Annotated in this window: 14 protein-coding genes; 3 read left to right on the top strand and 11 right to left on the bottom strand. The window is 57.8% G+C overall.

What is annotated here, in order from left to right; translation table 11 throughout:
• Positions 1-30 precede the first annotated feature (30 nt).
• Together HS101_19780 and HS101_19785 are read right to left on the bottom strand one after the other, a co-directional pair.
• Positions 31-1,293: a ParB N-terminal domain-containing protein gene (locus HS101_19780; GenBank protein ID MBE7508502.1), complete on the bottom strand. Its 1,263-nt coding sequence runs from the start codon at positions 1,291-1,293 to the stop codon at positions 31-33.
• Positions 1,294-1,691: 398 nt separating this feature from the next.
• A complete protein-coding gene (locus HS101_19785; protein ID MBE7508503.1) occupies positions 1,692-3,386 on the bottom strand; it encodes a recombinase family protein in 1,695 nt (564 codons plus the stop codon).
• Here HS101_19785 and HS101_19790 point away from each other — a divergent pair.
• From HS101_19790 to HS101_19800, 3 genes are all read left to right on the top strand, one after another.
• Positions 3,326-3,829 carry a DUF4238 domain-containing protein gene (locus tag HS101_19790; protein ID MBE7508504.1) on the top strand — a complete coding sequence of 168 codons (504 nt, stop codon included), beginning with the start codon at positions 3,326-3,328 and terminating at the stop codon, positions 3,827-3,829. The two genes, HS101_19785 and HS101_19790, sit on opposite strands and share 61 nt — an antisense overlap.
• The gene (locus HS101_19795) at positions 3,826-4,638 is read left to right on the top strand and encodes a hypothetical protein (protein MBE7508505.1); all 813 of its coding nucleotides are present in this window, start codon (positions 3,826-3,828) and stop codon (positions 4,636-4,638) included. The genes HS101_19790 and HS101_19795 overlap by 4 nt, the downstream gene beginning before the upstream one ends.
• A 463-nt stretch (positions 4,639-5,101) precedes the next feature.
• Complete coding sequence (locus HS101_19800) at positions 5,102-5,809, top strand: toll/interleukin-1 receptor domain-containing protein (GenBank protein MBE7508506.1); 708 nt, start codon at positions 5,102-5,104, stop codon at positions 5,807-5,809.
• Between the two features lie 199 nt (positions 5,810-6,008).
• Here the strand turns inward: HS101_19800 and HS101_19805 are convergent, their stop codons facing one another.
• From HS101_19805 to HS101_19845, 9 genes are all read right to left on the bottom strand, one after another.
• The gene (locus tag HS101_19805) at positions 6,009-6,500 is read right to left on the bottom strand and encodes a TIR domain-containing protein (GenBank protein ID MBE7508507.1); all 492 of its coding nucleotides are present in this window, start codon (positions 6,498-6,500) and stop codon (positions 6,009-6,011) included.
• 10 nt (positions 6,501-6,510) lie between these two features.
• The gene (locus HS101_19810; protein MBE7508508.1) at positions 6,511-7,953 is read right to left on the bottom strand and encodes an SIR2 family protein; all 1,443 of its coding nucleotides are present in this window, start codon (positions 7,951-7,953) and stop codon (positions 6,511-6,513) included.
• Complete coding sequence (locus HS101_19815; protein MBE7508509.1) at positions 7,950-9,152, bottom strand: ATP-binding protein; 1,203 nt, start codon at positions 9,150-9,152, stop codon at positions 7,950-7,952. Before HS101_19815 ends, HS101_19810 begins: the two co-directional genes overlap by 4 nt.
• Positions 9,153-9,154: 2 nt before the next feature.
• Positions 9,155-12,142, bottom strand: coding sequence for a DEAD/DEAH box helicase family protein (locus tag HS101_19820; GenBank protein MBE7508510.1), 2,988 nt, complete (start codon positions 12,140-12,142; stop codon positions 9,155-9,157).
• Positions 12,143-12,151: 9 nt separating this feature from the next.
• Positions 12,152-12,355 carry a hypothetical protein gene (locus HS101_19825; GenBank protein MBE7508511.1) on the bottom strand — a complete coding sequence of 68 codons (204 nt, stop codon included), beginning with the start codon at positions 12,353-12,355 and terminating at the stop codon, positions 12,152-12,154.
• Complete coding sequence (locus HS101_19830) at positions 12,355-13,359, bottom strand: toll/interleukin-1 receptor domain-containing protein (GenBank protein MBE7508512.1); 1,005 nt, start codon at positions 13,357-13,359, stop codon at positions 12,355-12,357. The genes HS101_19825 and HS101_19830 overlap by 1 nt, the downstream gene beginning before the upstream one ends.
• 7 nt (positions 13,360-13,366) lie before the next feature.
• Positions 13,367-13,876 (bottom strand): hypothetical protein, encoded by a 510-nt coding sequence (locus HS101_19835; protein MBE7508513.1) that lies wholly within the window; start codon positions 13,874-13,876, stop codon positions 13,367-13,369.
• A 453-nt stretch (positions 13,877-14,329) separates the two neighbouring features.
• Positions 14,330-16,207, bottom strand: a complete 1,878-nt coding sequence (locus HS101_19840) for a UvrD-helicase domain-containing protein (GenBank protein ID MBE7508514.1) — start codon at positions 16,205-16,207, stop codon at positions 14,330-14,332.
• Positions 16,208-16,343: 136 nt separating this feature from the next.
• The gene (locus tag HS101_19845) at positions 16,344-18,299 is read right to left on the bottom strand and encodes an AAA family ATPase (protein MBE7508515.1); all 1,956 of its coding nucleotides are present in this window, start codon (positions 18,297-18,299) and stop codon (positions 16,344-16,346) included.
• Positions 18,300-18,337: the final 38 nt, after the last annotated feature.

An 18,337-nucleotide genomic window follows, 5' to 3' on the forward strand; every position in this document is an offset into this window, starting at 1 on the left:
CCGATCCGCCTTCCTCCCAGTGAACTTCTCCTAACGCTGGACAATCACATCGCAGTAAGGCGGGTCGAGTTCCATTAGATGCGCCTTGCGACCCGTCTGCTCTGCCGCGATCAGCGTCGAACCGCTGCCGCCAAATAGGTCCAGCACGTTCTCACCAGCCCGTGACGAGTACTGCATCGCCCGAATCGCCAGTTCGACCGGCTTCTCAGTCAAATGAATCATCGATTGCGGGTTGACCTTCTTGATGTGCCACAGATCGGTCGCGTTGTTGGGGCCGAGGAAGACGTGGGCTGCGCCTTCACGCCAACCGTAGAAGCAGATCTCGAACGCCCCCATGAAGTCCTTGCGCGTCAGGACGGGATGCTGTTTGTCCCAGACGATGCCCTGCGAAAAGTACAACTCGCAGGCCTTCAGGACCGGCGGATAGTTGCCGAGATTCGCGTAGCCGCCCCAAATGTAGAAACCCCTGCCCGGAAGAAGCACACGAGCGATGTTGCCAAACCACCCGAACAGCAGCTTGTCGAACGCCTCGTCGGTCACGAAGTCGTTGGCCAACGGTCGGTCCTTGGCTCGCAGCTTGGCATGGGTCTTCTTCTTCTCGCCCTGGCGAGCCACATCGAAGGATTGATGGTGCGTTCGCTTCTTCGACTCGGGGAATGAAGAATTGCCCGCCGCAATGGCGTTGTTGCTTCGGGGCTCGACCTTCACATTGTACGGCGGGTCAGTGTTGACGAGGTGAATCTTCGCGCCGTCGAGCAGCCGATCGACATCCTCCGGCGAGGCGCTGTCGCCGCACATCAGCCTGTGATCGCCCAGTAGCCAGATGTCGCCCGGTTTGGTCGTCGCCTCGTCGGGCGGGGCCGGCACTTCGTCGGGGTCACACAGGCCGTCCCTGATGCCCACGTCGAGGAGCTCGGCTAATTCGTCGGCAGAGAAGCCCATAGCATTCAAATTGAAATCGAGGGCTTGCAGGTCCTTCATCTCAACTGCCAGCATCTCCAGATCCCAGCCAGACAATTCGTGAAGCTTGTTGTCCGCGATTCTGAACGCGCGGATTTGTTCAGGCGTGAGGTCATCAGCCCGAATCGCAGGTATTTCTGTCATCTCCAATTGCAGAGCGGCCCGGACACGGGTATGTCCCGCCACCAAGACGTTTTCCGCATCGACGATGACCGGCACCTTGAACCCGAACTGCCGAATTGAGTCAGCTACTGGGCCAACAGCGGCGTCATTCTTACGAGGGTTTTGTTCGTATTCACGAATGGCATTGATTGGGATTGTCTCTAGTTTCATATCATGAACTCCATTTCACAATTGCATCCGTTGGTTTGGTTTGTTGTCCTTGCATTCGTGCCGAAGGGCGTGGGACTTGTGGTGATCACGACGACCGCGCAGGCGGCCGCCAGACGGGCCACGTTCGCCCACGTTGCGTTGTGCGAGCCACGGCCTAGTTTGGGTGTGGGTTCGTCGCGGTAGACGTTTTTGCGGCCCACCGTCGTCGTGTGGGCGGCAAGAAAGGTGCGGATATCTATTCGCCACAGTCGGTGAAGACCCAAAACCGCGTTTGCGCAGACTTGCGCAGAGTTTTTTCGTTTTCCGGTTAATCTCTAAGAAAATCATCTCACGTGGAGTAATAGGAAAACTCTGCGAACTTTGCGCAAGTCTGCGCAAACGGGGATTTTCGATCGACGTTATCCTCGCCATCGGGGCCCCTCCTGCTGTTGGGCGGCGGCAAACGCCTCGTCCGTGAGCTTTACGCCCGTGTATTTACTGCTGCGGCTGCGATCACGGATTACGCCAGGCCGCTTTAAGAGTCGCTCGCTGAACTTCCACATGCCGAGGGGCTTGGTACCGGTGCTTCGGCAAAACACCGAATAGCTCTGATACAGCAGCCCGCCGCGACAATGAAAGGTTTCAGCGACTTCGTTTTCCCCGGGGACCAGGCAGCACGACTCGAACCAATCGCCAAAGTGATCCTGCTCCTCTCGGTACGACTGGGTCGCCGACGACACTTCAGGCGGTTCGGACAAGCCATCGTCTTGCCAGGCCATGCAGCCCCGAACGGACCACGCAAGGATGCCGGGCAGTTCGGCGCGGAGCTTCTCCTTGAGAGCGTGGTCCTGCTCTTCGGGCGGGATCTCGACTGTGAAGGGCCAGAGGCGAATGCGCCGCCAGATGCCCGTGTCGTCGCCCCGGACAATGGGGCGGTGATTGGTCGCGAGAAAGAGCTTGAACGTCGGGCGGAATTCAAAGAAGTCCTGTCGCATTTTCCGGGCCTTGATGCGATCGTCGCCGGTCAGGGCTTTGACTCGCTCCTCGTCGAATGCACCGCCCTCGGCCGTCTCGATGGCAGATACGAAGCGTGCTTCCCGCAGGTCGACCAACTCGGTGGGGTGGGATTCGCCTTGCCGACGGATCAGGAGTCGTGGGGCGGCGGCCGTCGCATAGTCGCCCAGCATCGTCGCGATTGTCTCGATGAAGGTGGATTTGCCGTTCGCGCCGGATCCGTACAGCACGTGTATGACGTGTTCACGGATGGCCCCACGGCTGGCGAAGGTGTGGACCATCGCCTTTTGGCAGGTCTTGCAATAGAGCAGACGCCGCAGCAGGGCACCGTGACGGTTACGCAGTTCAGGGTTGCCCGAGTTTCGGTTCTTGAGAAGTAGCGCCTGAACCCGGAGGAATTGTCCCTCAGGAACGATCGCGTCATGCTCGCCCGGGAACACATCCTTCTTGTGCCTGATCTTGCCGACGTAGAGCACGTTGGTCAGTAGATTGTGCAGGCGGCACTTGTCGAACGGCTCACCGCCCTTGGCGTCGCCTGATCGTGTGGTCCAGACCTTGGTCCGACAGTCCCGGCGCTGGAGCTCCTGGGCAGTCGAGATCAGCGAGCCGAGTTCGAGGTACAAATCAAACATCTCCCGGACGCGAAGCGCTTCGGTCGGATTGACAACCAGTTTGGGGCTGGGCCCCGACCGATCGACGTCGTAACCGAGGATGGGTGTGCCGCCGGTCCACTTTCCCTTGGCCCGTGAGGCGGCGATCTTGTCGCGAATCCGCTCGCCGATGATCTCGCGCTCGAACTGGGCGAACGACAGCAGGATATTCAGCGTCAGCCGACCCATCGAATGGGTGGTATTGAAATGCTGCGTCACGGAGACGAACGACACCTTCTGCCGGTCGAAGGTCTCCATGATCTTGGCGAAGTCCATCAGCGACCGACTGAGCCGGTCTACTTTGTAAACAACGACGCAGTCGATCTTGCCCGCGTCGATGTCGGCCAGCAGTCGCCTTAGGGCCGGTCGGTCGATGTTGCCACCGGTGAATCCTCCATCGTCGTAGTGCTCCAGCAGGCAGACCCAGCCCTCGGCCTTCTGGCTGGCGATGTAGGCCTCGGCGGCCTCGCGCTGATCGGGCGGCCGACTTCATTTGTTCAGATCGGCCGTTTGTTATTACTTCACCGCAGTTCAACCCGCCGCGTGGTAAATTTGCCGTTTGGCTGCAGAAGTGTCAGGTGACCTTTCCCTTAACGCGGAGGATGGTGCTGATCTCGAATTTAAAACTTGCGGGCGATTGTGTCCTCAAGTGCGCTCCCAAATCTGTAGCCTCAATAAATCATCGGATTGCATTGCACTCATATCGATTCCTGTATTCGCCCGCCGACCGTTTCACGTACATGGGTAACGACAAGCAAATGCACACCTCAAGAGATCTAGAGCCGATGATTGCGTATCGGAATTCTCGAATAAGTGCCGGCTCTGAAAGACGTTCAGCATTCATTAAGCGGCAATGTGATGAAGTGGTGTGCAGCTACTCCGGTGAGAAGTGACTCCCGATCAACCCGCTTTCGCAACTGATTCAAGCACACCGAACGTCTCGCCTGACGAGTCGGTTTTTTGGAAGCCGCTTCGTCGACTATTTGATGAGGGGAATCCAATCGAACCTACAACGGTGCTCTTTTGCGACATCGGCGGTGGAAGACGGCTGCCGTTCGCTGCACTCGCAAGGACAAAGGGCAACAGGCTAATTCTGTGGCCGCCTGTGAACGCCCTCGAACCAGTGGAGTTCGCCGACGGACACACATTCCCGATCCACCATGCAACGCTCGAACTTTCGAATGGTGAGACACACTTCACTTGTCTTGATGGAAATGGCCAACGCATCCATGACGAGCGCCGATGGAAGTTGGCTGCCGTCAATGGCGGGCTCAATCTTTGGCTGATCGGCGCATATCAAGTCGCATTGCTGGAAAAGCAAGTCGGGGTGCTCGAGGAGAAGGTGAAGACACCTACGGCAGACTCCAAGCGCCGGGAAGCTGAGTATCGACGATATGTGGCGCAGATGGCACGGGTGCTTGTAACGACTCCTCCGCTACGAGGAGATTTTATTGTATCAGTGGTTCATCTGCTACCAGGCGACTCGAGTTTCCGTGGACCGGTTAAGCCAACTCACTTTCCTATGGGGAGCTTCTGGAACACCTGGGTCGACGGATGGCCGGACGGCGACAACTTTCAGTTCGCTTCAACAGGAGTCAACGTTGGCGGAGTGAACCTCTTACTCTTGACAGCGTCACCACCTGGGCGTCTGAAAAGCGCGTGCTTTCTCGGAGGCGCTGGATCGCCGTCTGAAATTACTTGATTTCGGGGGAAAGTTGTTTACCGAGAATTAAGCCGTACTTTGAATGCAGTATGATTCCCCTCTCCGGACGCAACCCCCCCATAACCCGACGGTACGAACCGGCGAGAGACACCGAGACTTTGTCGCCTATCGGGCCACCGAGCCAGAGCCCCAATGGCCCGCGATGTTCGAGGCAAGAGACTCGGACCGCACGTGACAAACGTAACCCCTTGCCACGCTTGGCGTAAAAACGCAAACGCCAGCACGACTCCGTACCGGCGTTATTCGTTAACCCTTGGGCCACCGCGGTTTGCGGCGTCCGTTCAACTAGCGGGGGCTCGCTACGCCAGCCATCGACATAAGCCTGATGATCGAAACGTCGTTTTCCGCTCGATCCGGGCGGTTTTCTGGCTCCGCTTTGCAGAAGCGGCATGACGTGAGTCGAAGGCTGGAAGCGCCGATGGTACCCGGTATCATCTGCGACATGGCTAGATGTACAGCGCCAGTACAGGGTCATCGAACTGCGAGCGGCGCAGCGAACTGCCCTGCATGCGGTGGCCGCTCCAGAGGCTACGGTTACGGCTACGGCGGATACAGCTCGTACTCGTCACCGACCTACTCCTCGTCGGGGGGCATCGGGACCGGCCGAAGCAGCGGCGGCGGGTCCGGAAGCAGCGCGAGGCCAAGATGGTCGCGAGCCGGTTCGTCCGTGGTTTACACGCCGGCCCAGGTACAGTCACTCACGCCGGTCCGCACCAGCGTCGAGAGCCTAGCGAAGCAGCCTGACCTTCGGGACGTCTTCCTCTGCCACGCGTGGGACGACCGGCAGGGGGTCGCCAAAGAGTTGCACGACCTGCTAGAGTCAAACGGTGTCAAGGTCTGGTTCAGCGAGAAGGACGTTGGCCTCGGCGTGCCGTTGATGCGCGCCATCGACAAGGGCCTGGCGAACTCGCGAATTGGGATCGTGTTGGTGACTCCCGCGCTGCTGCGCCGCCTCCCAGCAGAGGGCATCGCCGACAAAGAACTTTCGGCACTTCTCGCGCGTGACCGCCTGGTTCCCATCGTGCACGAGACAACGTATGAAGCTCTCCGCGAAGTCAGTCCCCTGCTCGGTTCGCGAAGCGGTCTGAGCACCACGGAGGATACGATGGCAGTTGTCGCGGCCAAGCTCGCTGAGCTGGTCGCCCTTTAGGTCTGCGACAGCCCAAATCATCCAGAGCTGCGTTCAACACAGCTAAACAAATCGCTGCACCCGACCGCTCCCGGCTTCGTCAGCTTTGCCCCTATGCTTGCAGCCAAACGTGGCGGGGCGTAAATCCGTGAAAGTTGCAAAACCGGCAGGCACGGCCGCTGATTCGCGGCACGGCAGAAGCCGTCTACCGGCGTTGCGATTAGTACCTTCCCCGGATTGCTATTGCTGTTTCGATCCAATCGCTCAGATTCCCATTGATGTGGGCGTAAACCTGCTGGCTATCGGAGTACGGCGGTACGTAAGCGTGAACGATCGAGGTCAGGAGTGTTCCGTTGACGTTGAATCCCGAGAAGGGATTCTGTCCTTGGACGGATTGCCGGCCATTTCGGTCCTTCAAACCGTGGATATGGATACCAAGTAGCCCCTTTCGTTGGTTCCACGATTCTTTGATTTCGTACTCGATCCACTTTCGGCCAGCCGTTTGTGAGCCAATTAGGACAATGGCGCATGATGTACCGTTGAGTTGTCCCTGAATCCATCGTTCAATGGCCGCGTCGCCGCCGCGCTTCACGGATTCCCAATCATTGTCAGACGCCGGAGTATTTCCTTCGATCACTCCCATGCTTCGCACTTGGGCTGCCCGCCAGTTATCTGCGTCATAGTGAAAGCTATAGAAAGCTCTGCGCGCCATTCGTTTCTCCTCAGATTGTGGTCAGTGCTTCCAGCATTTGCTTTACGGCCTTGATAATATCCGCATTCGAGTTCGCTTGGCTACCGATAACGGCAAGCGGTGCACTCAGGTCATGGGCAGGATAAAAGCGCTTCTGGTTGCTTGAGACCTGATTCCAAATCGTTTCCGATACATGACCGCTACAACCCAATGGAATCACATACACGGCGTTCTTAACGCACATGTCGAATTCCTCTTGGACCCCTGGCGATGGGATCGTACCACCTGTGCTGTCTGACTTGTTGCCCGAAAGGAAAACAGCAGCGCCGCAGGTAGAAATCATCTCCTGGCGGTGCCGAGTAAAGAGCGCAGGCCGCTCTGCGGCCGGAGCCATGAACGGAAACGGCCGAATGTCAATGCATCTGGCATAGTCTCGTTTGCTGACGTGTGCAGCTTGAACGGCGCCGTAGACAACGTGCGGACCGATGTCCTTACCGAAGCCCGAGACAACTACTCCGCCGTTCTCAACAACTGTTTTTCCGATCAATTCCGCGAGTTCTTGGACTCGCACGATGCCCAGCGGCGAAGGATCGTGAACAGCGCCGGAAACAAAAATGCGGGTTAATCGCGCCAAGTGCCCAAGGCGCATGAGCAGTTCAGTGACCTGTGAATAGTCCTGAATGAGAACCGCCGTGATACCATACCGCTTGAGGTCCTTGATGCGAAGCTGCTGTTTCCGCTTGGCATATTCGAGCGCGGTTTTCTCTTCGGGCGTAGTAGCCGTAGCCGGATCAATCTCCTTGACCACCCAAAAATGGCGACGCTTGCTTTCGCCCATGAGAACGCGGATTCGTCCAAGGATGTAGTCAAGGTTCGGGTCCTCGAAGCTGAAGCCAATGAAAAGAAAGGTCTTTTCCACCAAGTCGCCCTTCAAGGCTTCCGTGAAGAGTTGAGCGTCAGGCCGCTGGTGAAAAAGCTCGTAGTCATCTTTGGTAAGGACAGTCTGATCAGGCTGTTCGATATCACCGTGAAACTTGAACAGCACAGCGTCACGGTCAGGGGTCGTGGTTGCCATGTTCGTCCTCGTCACCACGGTCTGAAGCCGCTTGCCGACCACTTTGAACCCGGCCTCTATGAGGCGATCGTAGTTCGTCGTCCACAGTGTCCGAATCGGCAGACTCGCGAGGAGCTTGTGATTTTCCGTCGGATCAGCCGTGTCCGGGAACGCCTCGATCAGGAGCTGATTGATTGGGCCACGGGTACCGCTGTGGTCCTTGTAATACTGAGCAATCGCCACTAGGTCCGGCTCTTTGTCCACATCGAGGCCGATGTCTGTGGCCGCCTTGCGGAGCAGCTCGCGCCAGTCCACGTATCCGGCTGATCGCGACACGCCCGCGCCGACGAAGACCGCAGCGCTCGCATTGCGGATCGCCGCGACGTACTCGCGCAGAAATTCCGGATTGTCCCATTTCATTGGTTCGATTCCGTGGGTTCGGGCAACGCACACAATTCGGCCACGGACATGCTTCGTTGCGTGACGTTTACAGCTATCGTTAACGCGAAATCCTTGGGCTGCGGCAGATTGTCGGCAAATACCTGCCCATTCAAGGCAAGTTCGCCTGATTCTCGTTTGCCTACATAGAATGTGTCCGACCAAGCGCGCCGTCCAGGTTGAAGGTCTCCGCAGTCAATTGCGACGCGGAAGCGATCATCGTTCCTGTCGATTTCCACTTCGCCCGGATCGCGCCGAAATGCTGGACGGATGCCCTTCATCACGGAATCCGCCGGGAAGTTGCGATGTCGCTTGGGCGGATCGGGGAAATCCGATGGATCGATCAGAATCGCGCCGATGTCGGCTGGAACAGTCAATTCTATGCGGACGCTGTTTGCGGCGATTTGTCCGACATTCTTCACGACGACACGGATCGGGCGCAGTAGGCGCGTTGCAAATTCGTAGTTTGCCAATTCCCGAAAATAGTCGTCATTGATCCGGTGCAGTGGATCGAAGTGTATCGCGGACAGGTCGATGGCCAAGCCCGTTATGCGCTGTCGCTGGGTCGCCAAGTCCGGAATCGATGTCATTGAGGGCATTTCGCAGTACTCGGCATCCCAAGCGACTTTGTTGCCAAGTGAATCATCCCGTTCGATCTCAGCGAACTCTACAAGTAGCTGGGCAGCTTCCGGTGCTGAACTCTGGCCCATCTGAGCAATTTCATCCGGACCGGCGGGCTTTGTGGGATCTGTCGAACTACCTCGCCGCACGTATACTTCGTTTTTCTTGAGGGGGCCGTAGTCCCTCTTGAGAAACAAAGGCTTGGGCTGCTGTTCGATGCGAATGATCCCAACCTGCTTGCCTTCGTAAGTGAACGCCTCGTAGTGGAAGCGGATCGGGCGGTTCGTCAGGTTGTTAACAAACTGCTGCAACGAGTGATCGTCAAGCTGGTCGGGCGCGGGAATTCCAATAACATTAGCTCGTCCGCCTCTCACCTCCTCGACACCGATAAGGATGTATGCATCGGAACGACGCCACGCATTTGAGAAGCCGAGAATATCTTTGAGAAGCTCTGTCTTTTCGTCCTCGCTGGCTTTGACAAAGCGATACTGCTCCTTCTTGAAATCGAGCGTAGTGCTTTCTTCCTCGTATAGAAGCCGCTCAAACAGCGCGGAGTCCATGCTTACACCTCATCCGCAGACACAACCACATTGAACGGCACGCCGAGCGTCTCGAAGTGCTTTTGTCCGCAGCGGACCTTGTCTGCTTCGCTCGTGCGGAGTTTCAGGAAGTCCTTCGTGCCCTTGGTCTCGCGGACCAGGTAGAGGGCTTGGCCGTCGTGCTTCACGATGGCCCAATCGGGATTGTACTTGCCGACGGGTGTGTCGATCTCGAACCAGTTGGGCAATTTGACGAATACCTTGATGTCCTCGCGCTGATCCAGTTTGCGAGCGAATTCGCGTTCGACTTCAGAGTCATAGACGACGTACTCGTATACCGAGTGCTGGACCTGGAGCGCGGTGAGGTAGTTAATCAACTCCTCGTTCTTGAAAAGCAGCATTTCCCATTCGGAATCCGGCCCCTTTCCGCCGATCTTCTCGTACTTGATTCCGTCCACAAGCAGCCGGTGAAGTTCGTGCTTGAGGATGCCGGCGACGGCATCCATGAAGCGCTGCGGGTCCACGAAGAATTCAGACAGCCGGCCGGATTCTTTGAGAATCCGGACAAGCGTCGAGCGGGTCAGTTCCGTTTCGTTCTGAAGATAGGCAAGCACGTCGGGCACAGGCCGGTTGCCAAATGCGACCTGTTCCTCGGCGGCGCTTATGGCAGTCGCGGTTACGCCGCCTCGGACGACTCCCACCTGTCCGGCCGTCACGCGAATTCTCGCCGCCTCGATCCTGGGCATCTTCTTGATCGTTGCGACTGCGGCGCCGACAAGCTCGTCGGTCTTAAACTCGACGCGATACATCGTCTTGGGCTTGATCCGATCCCACAACGCCTTGAATTCCGGGCTGAGTGCGACTTCCTTGCGGAGCCGGTTTGCGCCTTCCTGCTTCTCCTGGCGGATGTGCCGCTCAATCTGGTAGCTCGCGAGCAGGTCCACGACGGCCGGGGCAAGCTCCTTGTGCGGCGCGGGCAGTTCGATCTTGAATTCCGGCCGCTTCGGATCGAATGCAGGCTGCAAGCGCCCTTCCCCGTCGATCATCTTCTGACCGACGAGCGCCTTCTTGATGGCCTCGGCGGCCTCTCGGCCGATAGGCTTCTGCTCGCCCTCGATAACCTGAGTCAGCCGGGCGATGGCAGTAATCGGCACCTTTCCGAACGTCACGCCGCAATCGTCCTCGTACTCCGTCTGGAGCGCCTTCGCGAAGTCTTCATAGCTCTCGTTCGCCATGACGAACAGTTTGTTGATCGAATCGTCGAACACACGCTGCCCGTGTTGGTTAACCGGCAGGCGCAGCCCGCGGCCGATCTCCTGCCGCTTCTTGAGCGCCGAGCGCGTCTCATTCAGTGTGCAAATCTGAAAGACGTTGGGATTGTCCCAACCCTCGCGCAGGGCCGAATGGCTGAAAATGAAGCGAAGCGGTTCTTCCTCTGCGAGCAACCGCTCCTTGTCCTTCATGATGAGGTTGTAAACCTCGTCGTCTGCTTGGGTATCGCCGCGCGTGTCTTTCAGCACGCCCTTCTTGTCCTGGGCGAAGTAGCCGTCATGCAGTTTTTCGACAGCGTGCTTGAACAGCGGCAGTCCCTTGTAGCGTTCCTCCTTGGCGAATTCGGCGAGCGCCGCTTCAAACGCCTCGGCAAACTTTCCCATCACCGGTTTGCCGTCTCCGTTGTAATCGCGGTAGTTGGCCACGCGGTCGATGAAAAACAGGCTCAACACCTTTACGCCGCGCTCGCGGAGTTGAAGCTCCTTTTCTAGGTGCTTCTTGACCGTGTGCTTGATTTGCGCCCGCCACACGTCGTCTCGCATCCCGCCGGATTCCTCCCCCAGCTTCATCACGCGGCCGCTGGTGAAGCGGATGTACTCGCTCCCCGGCTCGGCGTTTATCTCCGCGATCTCAAAGCCTTGACGGTAGGCGGCGCGCTCCTCAGAAACGGAGTAAAGGTCGGCGCCGTTCTTCACTGTGACGGATTTCTCCTTGGGTCCATCCGGCGTTTGGACGTGGATGCGCAGCTTGGCCTTGATGCCGGTCTTGTAGTCGATCTTCTCGACGCGGACGAAGGCATCGTTGGCGCCGCCGTCGGCAACGGCGCTGCCGACCACGATCTGCTTGACGAGGCGAAGCTCGAAGGCCCGCACGGGGTCGAGCCGGTATACGAGGTTGTACGGATTGCGGTGCGTTGCAGAGTAGCGGAGCGTGCAAAGCGGATTCAGCGCCCGAATGGCCTCCTGGGCCTTCTCGGTCGAATCGACGCTCTGCGGCTCGTCGATGATGACGATAGGCCGCGCCGCTTGGACGAATTCAATCGGCTGCCGGCCGGAAAGCCGGTCGCTTTCCTTGTAGATGACGTTGCTCTTCTGTTCGGCTTCGGTACCGGTGAAGTTCTTGCGGAAGGCGTCGATGTTGATGACGAGAATCTGGAGCGTATTGCTGATCGCGAACTGGCGTAAACGATTGACTTTCTTGGCGTCGTAAACGAAGTGCTCGAAAGGTAGGTTGTTGTAGAGCGCCCGGAAGTGCTCGGCGGTAATCTCGATGTTCTTGAGCACGCCCTCGCGAATCGCAACGCTCGGCACGACGATGATGAACTTCTGAAAACCGTAGCGGCGGGAAAGCTCGAACACCGTGCGCAGATAGACGTAGGTCTTGCCCGTTCCGGTCTCCATCTCGACGGAGAAGTGCGGGCAGGCCCGCGCGACGTTTGCCGGCGCGTCGAAAAGATCCCACGATTCCAGCGGCGTAGCCAGATCGGACACCTCGATGTCGTTGCGCGTCTGGATGGCGCGGACATTGGCAAGCAGCTTGTCGGCAGACAGCAGCATCTGATTGCCGACGCCTAGCTCGGTCCGCTCCTGGCCGGCAAGCAGGTCGCCCGCCGCGCCCCAATCGCCCATGTTGATGACGGCATATTCTGGCGCGCCCTGCGGCTGGCCGTCGAACACGTCGGTGAGCGCGGCAATCGCGTCAAGCTGGAACGGCTGGTTGGCGTCGAATTGCAGTTTCATGGGCTTCAGCTACCAGTAATTTGAGGCAATGGCCAGTTCGGCGTCGGACTTGAACTCTCCAATTTGTTCGGAGAGTTGGCGATGCGCCATGCTCCTCGAACTATTCGACTTCTTCGAATAGTTGCTCTTGGCCTCAATCGAACTTGCTCGGGATTCTGGAATTCGGGCATCGGGTCCTCGCAGGTCACTTGCAATAATCTTGAATCGGGCCATCAGAATGGAATCTCCCTCTCGGCGGGCTGCGGCAATACCAGCTCGTTGTCGCTTACGATCCAATCCTTCCCAGTCCATTGCTTCAGAAGCGGACGTAGCAAGTCCATTCCATCGAACGAGTATTTGTTCTGGGGATTCGCGCGATATGCGGCGAGCAGCCGATCAACCTGACTTGCGGAAAGCTCGCGAAACGTTGCCAGCAGGTGCTTGATACTCCATGCCGATTCTGCCCAACTATGCGATTGAGAATAGGCAGCAATGGCGCATTCGAACAATCGCGATTGGTCCGAGAGGCGCTTGCCGAGCAAATCGAACACCTTGAGCGCAATCGCGTCGGTCTCCTTCCAGGAACTGCCGCCAAGTCCTTGTCCCTTTCCCATGAGTCCGTAGGGGTCCAGGCCAAGTCTTACGGCGATGAGAGGAACGCCGCGGCCGATTGCGACTCCCACCTCCTGATCGGTCCAGTTGCTGTCGTGGAAATCGGCGGACAACAGGGCTACGAGGGCATCCATGCTGAATAGCGCTCGCTCAATCTCCTTTTGCCATTCCTGCGTCGGCTCAATGTCCTCATGCGCTACAAAGGCGCCGATCCCGCATTGGGCAAGTGATTGCTTCAATTGAGAGGTCTCAACCTTGACGGTCGCCTTGTGACTCAGAAATACGCGCACGTGATACGGCCCCCAAATGCGCTTGAGCGCGTCTGCTGGCACAGAGTGTGAAGCCATCGGCGGCCGATAGACCCCCGACTCCTCCCGCCATCGATCCTGCTCAGCGGTGCTCATCTCGATGAATACCTGGCTCACATGCTCATTCCGGGTGTTGTCGAGCTTGTTCAGGTCTGACGCGATCCGCGACTGAGCCTCGTCTTTCGTATCGATGAGGCGCAGGAAAATGTCTTCGGGAACGGTAAGAGTGACGGCATGGCCGTACGTGCCGCCATCCCAGTTGTCATAGTCCCAGCCTTCATGAATGGAGAGGACACCGTTTACGACGATCTCGCGCAATAGCGGCTCATTGGCGCGCTCGTACAACGGCGCTGCCGGGACCGATTTCGTAGTCGAGCGCGATGCCGCGCGAGGCGACGACCGTCTTGATCCGGTCAAGGTGCTGGCCGGGATCGCCGTTGATGCCGGCCGGCTCGGGCAGCGGCTGGCCGTCGGTCTGCGACACGTCGAAGACGTACACGCCGCGGAAGCGCAACAAGGTGTCGTCACGCTCTGCGGACTCGCCGGCGATAGTCTCGGCTTCGCGTTTGCGGAAGACCATCGGCGCGATGATGACGATGCCCTTCTCGCCCTGGCGGACGTAGCGACCGACCTGCTTCCAGGTGTTGAAGCCGGCGACGTGCGTCGCGTCGGGCTTCTGCGACAGGATCAGCATGACGTTCCCGAAGCTGTACTTGTGGAACTTCGCCAGCATCGACAGGTAGCGGGTGAGCTCATCGCACCTGCCTGCGGCGAGCGCCTGGCTGAGTTGTTCGAGGGCCTGGTCGGCGACTTTCTTGGCTTGTTCGGCTTTCATGGTTTTGCTCCTTGCCGGGACCCGCGACGTGCGGTCCCTTCGCAAAGCCAGAGGGACCCCCGGCGGGGGTGGCAAAGGAGCGAGCGGCGGCACGGCTGGCAGGCCGCCGGAGAGTCCCGCGAAGCGGAGCAGGACGAATGACGGACCGGACCCGAAGGGCGCGAAGCGGGTCCGGCGTGAGGCGTGCAAGACTCGGAGGCGGGAAGCGAAGTGGTGACAGCCGGGAGCCGCGGCTGAAAGCCGGGCAAGCAGAGTCGGCGGCAGACAATCCAAACGTTGAATCGCTGGCTCGGAGGGATTGGAACGTATCTACAGGGTGCCCATCGGGGCGGTGTTCCGGTTGGAGCTTCGGCGAATGGCGCAGGGTTCTCGTGGGATCCGCGTGGGCGGAAAGGTCGAGATTGATGCGTACGTCAGTTTCGCAAGAGTGGAACGAAACCGCCTGTCAATGATCTAAAGGTCTTTGATGCGCCAGCCTCCCGCCGCAAGTTTCGCTACAGCTGCGGCATCAAGTTCGCCTTGGGTGTTCAAGAATGTGCTCTTTTTCATCGCTAGGCACATGAGGTGCGTCGGACGAGTCATGGCAACGTAGTGAAGCTTCAATCGGCCTTGAATTCTAACTCCTTTGCCATCCGCGCCACTGCAATCGCCGAGCAACCACGCTTTTATCGATTCAAGGTTGTGATCATGCCAATACGTCTCTGCAACTAAAGCCCCGGTATGCGTCTCGCCTTTGACCGAGTGTATGGAGCCACAGCGTATCGCTACTTCTCTGCCATTCTTGCAATATCGGTAGATGTTGTCCTGGCTCCCGACACCGGATGCCCTCACTGAAAGCGCGTTTGCATCGGTAGGCCACTCTAGGAATGCGTCGGCATCTGGATTCGATAGTGCTGTGCCGGCGATGCACACGCCGATCCTTCGGACGGCGTCGCGCCAGCGAGTCGCCCATGCCTGGCGCGTCAGTTGTTTTCTCTTGAAGGCAAAGCGCGAGAGAAGCAGTGAGTAGCATGATCGAATCCGCGGATCGCACTCCAACAATTCGAGGACGTAGCGATGCGAATGCCGACGGGCTCGTGTACCCGTCGTGCCGGGTGCCGTTACAGCAAGACGCAGCAATCCTTGTGCGATTTTCTCAACGACGGGAAATGCCTCGCCGATGGAGGCAGCTGTTGCTTGGCCCATGAGTACATGCTGAACGAATGTACGAGGCGTCGGGTCGATTCCGGCAAGTTCCGGATCATATTCAGACCAGTAATGTCCAACGTGACGCGGACGATGATCATCACCGCCGTCCTTGTGTACTTGGCCTACTGCTACGAATGATCCTTGGCACAGCTCCTCGTCTGAAAAGGTCTCAAGGAGTACGTCGGCATAGGCATCAAGCACCAAGGCGATTCGCTCATCCCCAAATAGAAAAAGGGTATGCGGCGCGTCTGTGGCACCGGATACAAGCGGATGTTTGGGTCCATGCCCTGCCAACCCACAGGGGCACAGGCCCAACGGATTGGCAAAGTGGGCGATCTGTTCGCCAAAACGATGGCTGTTAGGCAAGTCTCGCTTGATATTGTCATCCGGGAACGGGTCTGTTGTCGCTCCAGCTTGCCCTACGAAATTGAAGATTGCTTGATTGGCATCGCCAAAACGCTGGCGAGTAACCGCCCCGGCGCCTTGCATGAATACGCGATACAGAATCGACGACTGTTCCTCACTGTTGTCTTGTGCCTCATCGACGAACAGTAGAGGAAAGCGGCCGCGTAACATCGATGTGATTTTGGGCATGGTTGAAAGCAGGTCGTTTGCCCAAACGAACATCTCCTCGTAACAGTGGTAGCCCTGTTGGATCGAATTGCGGCATGCCGCAGTTAGCGCAGAATATGTAGGTGTTTGGGGGCCTAGATTACCTTTCCCCCATCGCAGCGCTCCGACTCCAAAGTGCGCGTCCGTGACCGAGAGAATTGAGGGACCATGCCGGTTGTTATCCAGCCCGCTGCGAATCTGTGGCGACAAGGTGCTCCATCGCCGTCTCTGGCTTATCTCTGTGTTGATGAGCTTGATGGGATACCCGAGTGAACGTAGCCGCGGAAGTGCCATGAATTCATTGACAAATGCATGAATTGTTCCAACAAAGTGTGGGTACGACAAAAGGGCGCGTCCCGCCGATGTGTTGCCAAGCCTCGCTTCGATCTCCCGACGTGCGACGTTCGTATGAGACAGCACACAAATACCGCGTGTTCGGTAATGCCATCTCTCCGCGAGAATTGCCAGCTTGGCCACAAGCACGGTCGTTTTGCCGCTTCCCGGACAGGCGGCAACGTCAATCGTCTCCATGCACGTCAGCACGTCGCGGCGGGGGTCCGCACCATCCTTGCTGAGGAAGGCATCCTGCGGAAGGCCCAGTGTAAGTGCGGCCCATCGGATGTGATCATCAGTGACTGAGTGCGGCCAAGGGTCTTCGTCCACGGCGCTACGTTGTCCCTGTGGCATCGGGAGGTGTCTCCGCTGCTGGTATCGGAGTGACGTATTCGATGGCTTCAACCAGATACTGGGGGAGTTTGCTCCGCAAGTCTGCTCTTGTCATCACGCCTTTTTCTACGGCATCCTCAAGCTTCCGGGCCAAGTGCTGAGCAGCAATCGCTTTCGACGCCTTGGTGCCCTTGGAAAACGCCGCATACACCATTGATGCGACGACCTCCTCATATGTGCATCCTTCGGCCTTATTGCCATTAACGAGTGTCTTGGCCTCATTTTCCAGGGCTGCAAACGCCTCTTCCCCAGCCTCGGATTCTGCCGTTAGTTTCGCGTCGTCGAGAGCCTCATCCCTCTTGGAGAGCCGTGCAGCCAGAAACACGTCCTTGGCAAGGCCGGAGAATGCAAGGTCATATTCCAATGTCCATTGGTCAGCAACGAAGGTTTGGACGCATTGACCGGATGCCTTTTCGCGCAAGGTCGCCCGCCTTGCGTCCAGCCCGCTGGCGCCAAGCGAACCCTTCGTCGGAACTGCTTTATTCGTGATGTTGCCAGCGCAGTCGGGCATTACATCCATGTCGGTGACACATGCAACGGGAACATTTAGGTAATGCGTCTGATCGGTCACACCCTTGCGCTGGAATATTCGGGCATATCGCCGAAGCCCTACGCCGCCGACATTGACGATTGAAACTCCGTGCTCTGTAAAGTCGCGGCCGATAAGGCGCGCCAAGGTGGGCAGGAGAATGTTCTCCGCATCTCCCTCGACAATCATCACGCCACGTGCAAAAAACAGGTTTGCCTTGGTCACGTCAAGAAAGCGTTGCAAAAAGCGATAATCGGAAGGTGCCAGTTCCGTGAACTTTTCGGACATGGGGAATGCCCGCCGACTGCTCAGCATTACGATGTTGTTCAGATCGAGTGCCGAGGCTAAGTTGGGGCTGTGTGTAGTCACAAGCACCTGAATGCCCTTTTGTTTAGCTTCCTCCTGCAGAAACTTCATGGCGCGGAGCTGCCGTTGGGCGTGGAGATGGGCTTCAGGTTCCTCTATTAGAAGCAGCTTGCTTCCTTCATCATCTCGCGCCAATAGGAGAAGCTCGCAGGCCATGAAAAGGATGTTGTTTGATCCGAGTCCGAGCCGCCCAGTACCATCAAGGCGCAGATCAAGCCTTTCCAGAAGCTCAAGAATTCTCGCGGGTTCCGACATCGTGGAACCGCGAACGTCGATCATGCTCTTGATTCCGTCGCCGTGAAGCGAGAATTGCGTTAGATGCTGGTCAATCGCATCGCGTGTTCCCTTGACGCCTTGCTGCTCTCGCAGCAGTGCTTCGACCAATTTGGCGATTCCCAGCACGCTCAGGCCCTGTTCCTTCAACGGACGCGCCAGGTCACACTCATTCTCGCCCGTCTTGATCTGATCTGAATGACGCAGCACTTGGGCAAGCCGAGAGCCCCGGCCAGCAGCGAGCGCCTGTTCCGCATCCCGGAGGGGTCGTAAGTAGGTAGCGCGCAGCAAGTCCCGCACCTCGGGTGCAAAAGTCGGGCCTTGTCCGTCCTTGCCTGCGTGTACCGTAACACGCCGATACGGCCGTCCCTTTCTGACCTCGCCGGTGTCTTTTGCCGTCCAATTCACGATAACGATTGGCCCATCGCTATCTCCGTAGGTCAAGTATTCGATGAATGCTCGTTGATCGGCGGGGCGTAGTCCTTTGAACGTGCAGACAATTTTAATCTCTCGTGACGTGTCGCTGCCGTGGAAATCGGCATCGTCAAGCCGGTACCAATCTTGATCGGTTGTTCCAAGTGCGAATCGCAGTGCGTCGATTACCGCGCTCTTGCCTGCATCGTTTTCTCCAACCAAAGCAGTAAGCCCCGGGCGAATTGGGATAACAATTCGTTCGGAGTCGCTCCCGAAACAGCGAAAATTCTCGATCGTGATTTCGGCAAGATGCATGTTATTGTCCGCTACGCGTTCAGCCCGGTGAGGTGTTG

This window comes from Planctomycetia bacterium (assembly GCA_015075745.1).
Lineage (GTDB): Bacteria > Planctomycetota > Phycisphaerae > UBA1845 > UTPLA1 > UTPLA1.

Bases quoted from the DNA above. Each gene is read 5' to 3' on its own strand.
- HS101_19840 (MBE7508514.1), bottom strand. From the start codon at position 16,207: ATGGAGACGATTGACGTTGCCGCCTGTCCGGGAAGCGGCAAAACGACC.
- HS101_19815 (MBE7508509.1), bottom strand. From the start codon at position 9,152: ATGGACTCCGCGCTGTTTGAGCGGCTTCTATACGAGGAAGAAAGCACT.
- HS101_19825 (MBE7508511.1), bottom strand. From the start codon at position 12,355: ATGGCCCGATTCAAGATTATTGCAAGTGACCTGCGAGGACCCGATGCC.
- HS101_19780 (MBE7508502.1), bottom strand. From the start codon at position 1,293: ATGAAACTAGAGACAATCCCAATCAATGCCATTCGTGAATACGAACAA.
- HS101_19845 (MBE7508515.1), bottom strand. From the start codon at position 18,299: ATGCATCTTGCCGAAATCACGATCGAGAATTTTCGCTGTTTCGGGAGC.
- HS101_19820 (MBE7508510.1), bottom strand. From the start codon at position 12,142: ATGAAACTGCAATTCGACGCCAACCAGCCGTTCCAGCTTGACGCGATT.
- HS101_19810 (MBE7508508.1), bottom strand. From the start codon at position 7,953: ATGAAATGGGACAATCCGGAATTTCTGCGCGAGTACGTCGCGGCGATC.
- HS101_19835 (MBE7508513.1), bottom strand. From the start codon at position 13,876: ATGAAAGCCGAACAAGCCAAGAAAGTCGCCGACCAGGCCCTCGAACAA.
- HS101_19800 (MBE7508506.1), top strand. From the start codon at position 5,102: ATGGCTAGATGTACAGCGCCAGTACAGGGTCATCGAACTGCGAGCGGC.
- HS101_19805 (MBE7508507.1), bottom strand. From the start codon at position 6,500: ATGGCGCGCAGAGCTTTCTATAGCTTTCACTATGACGCAGATAACTGG.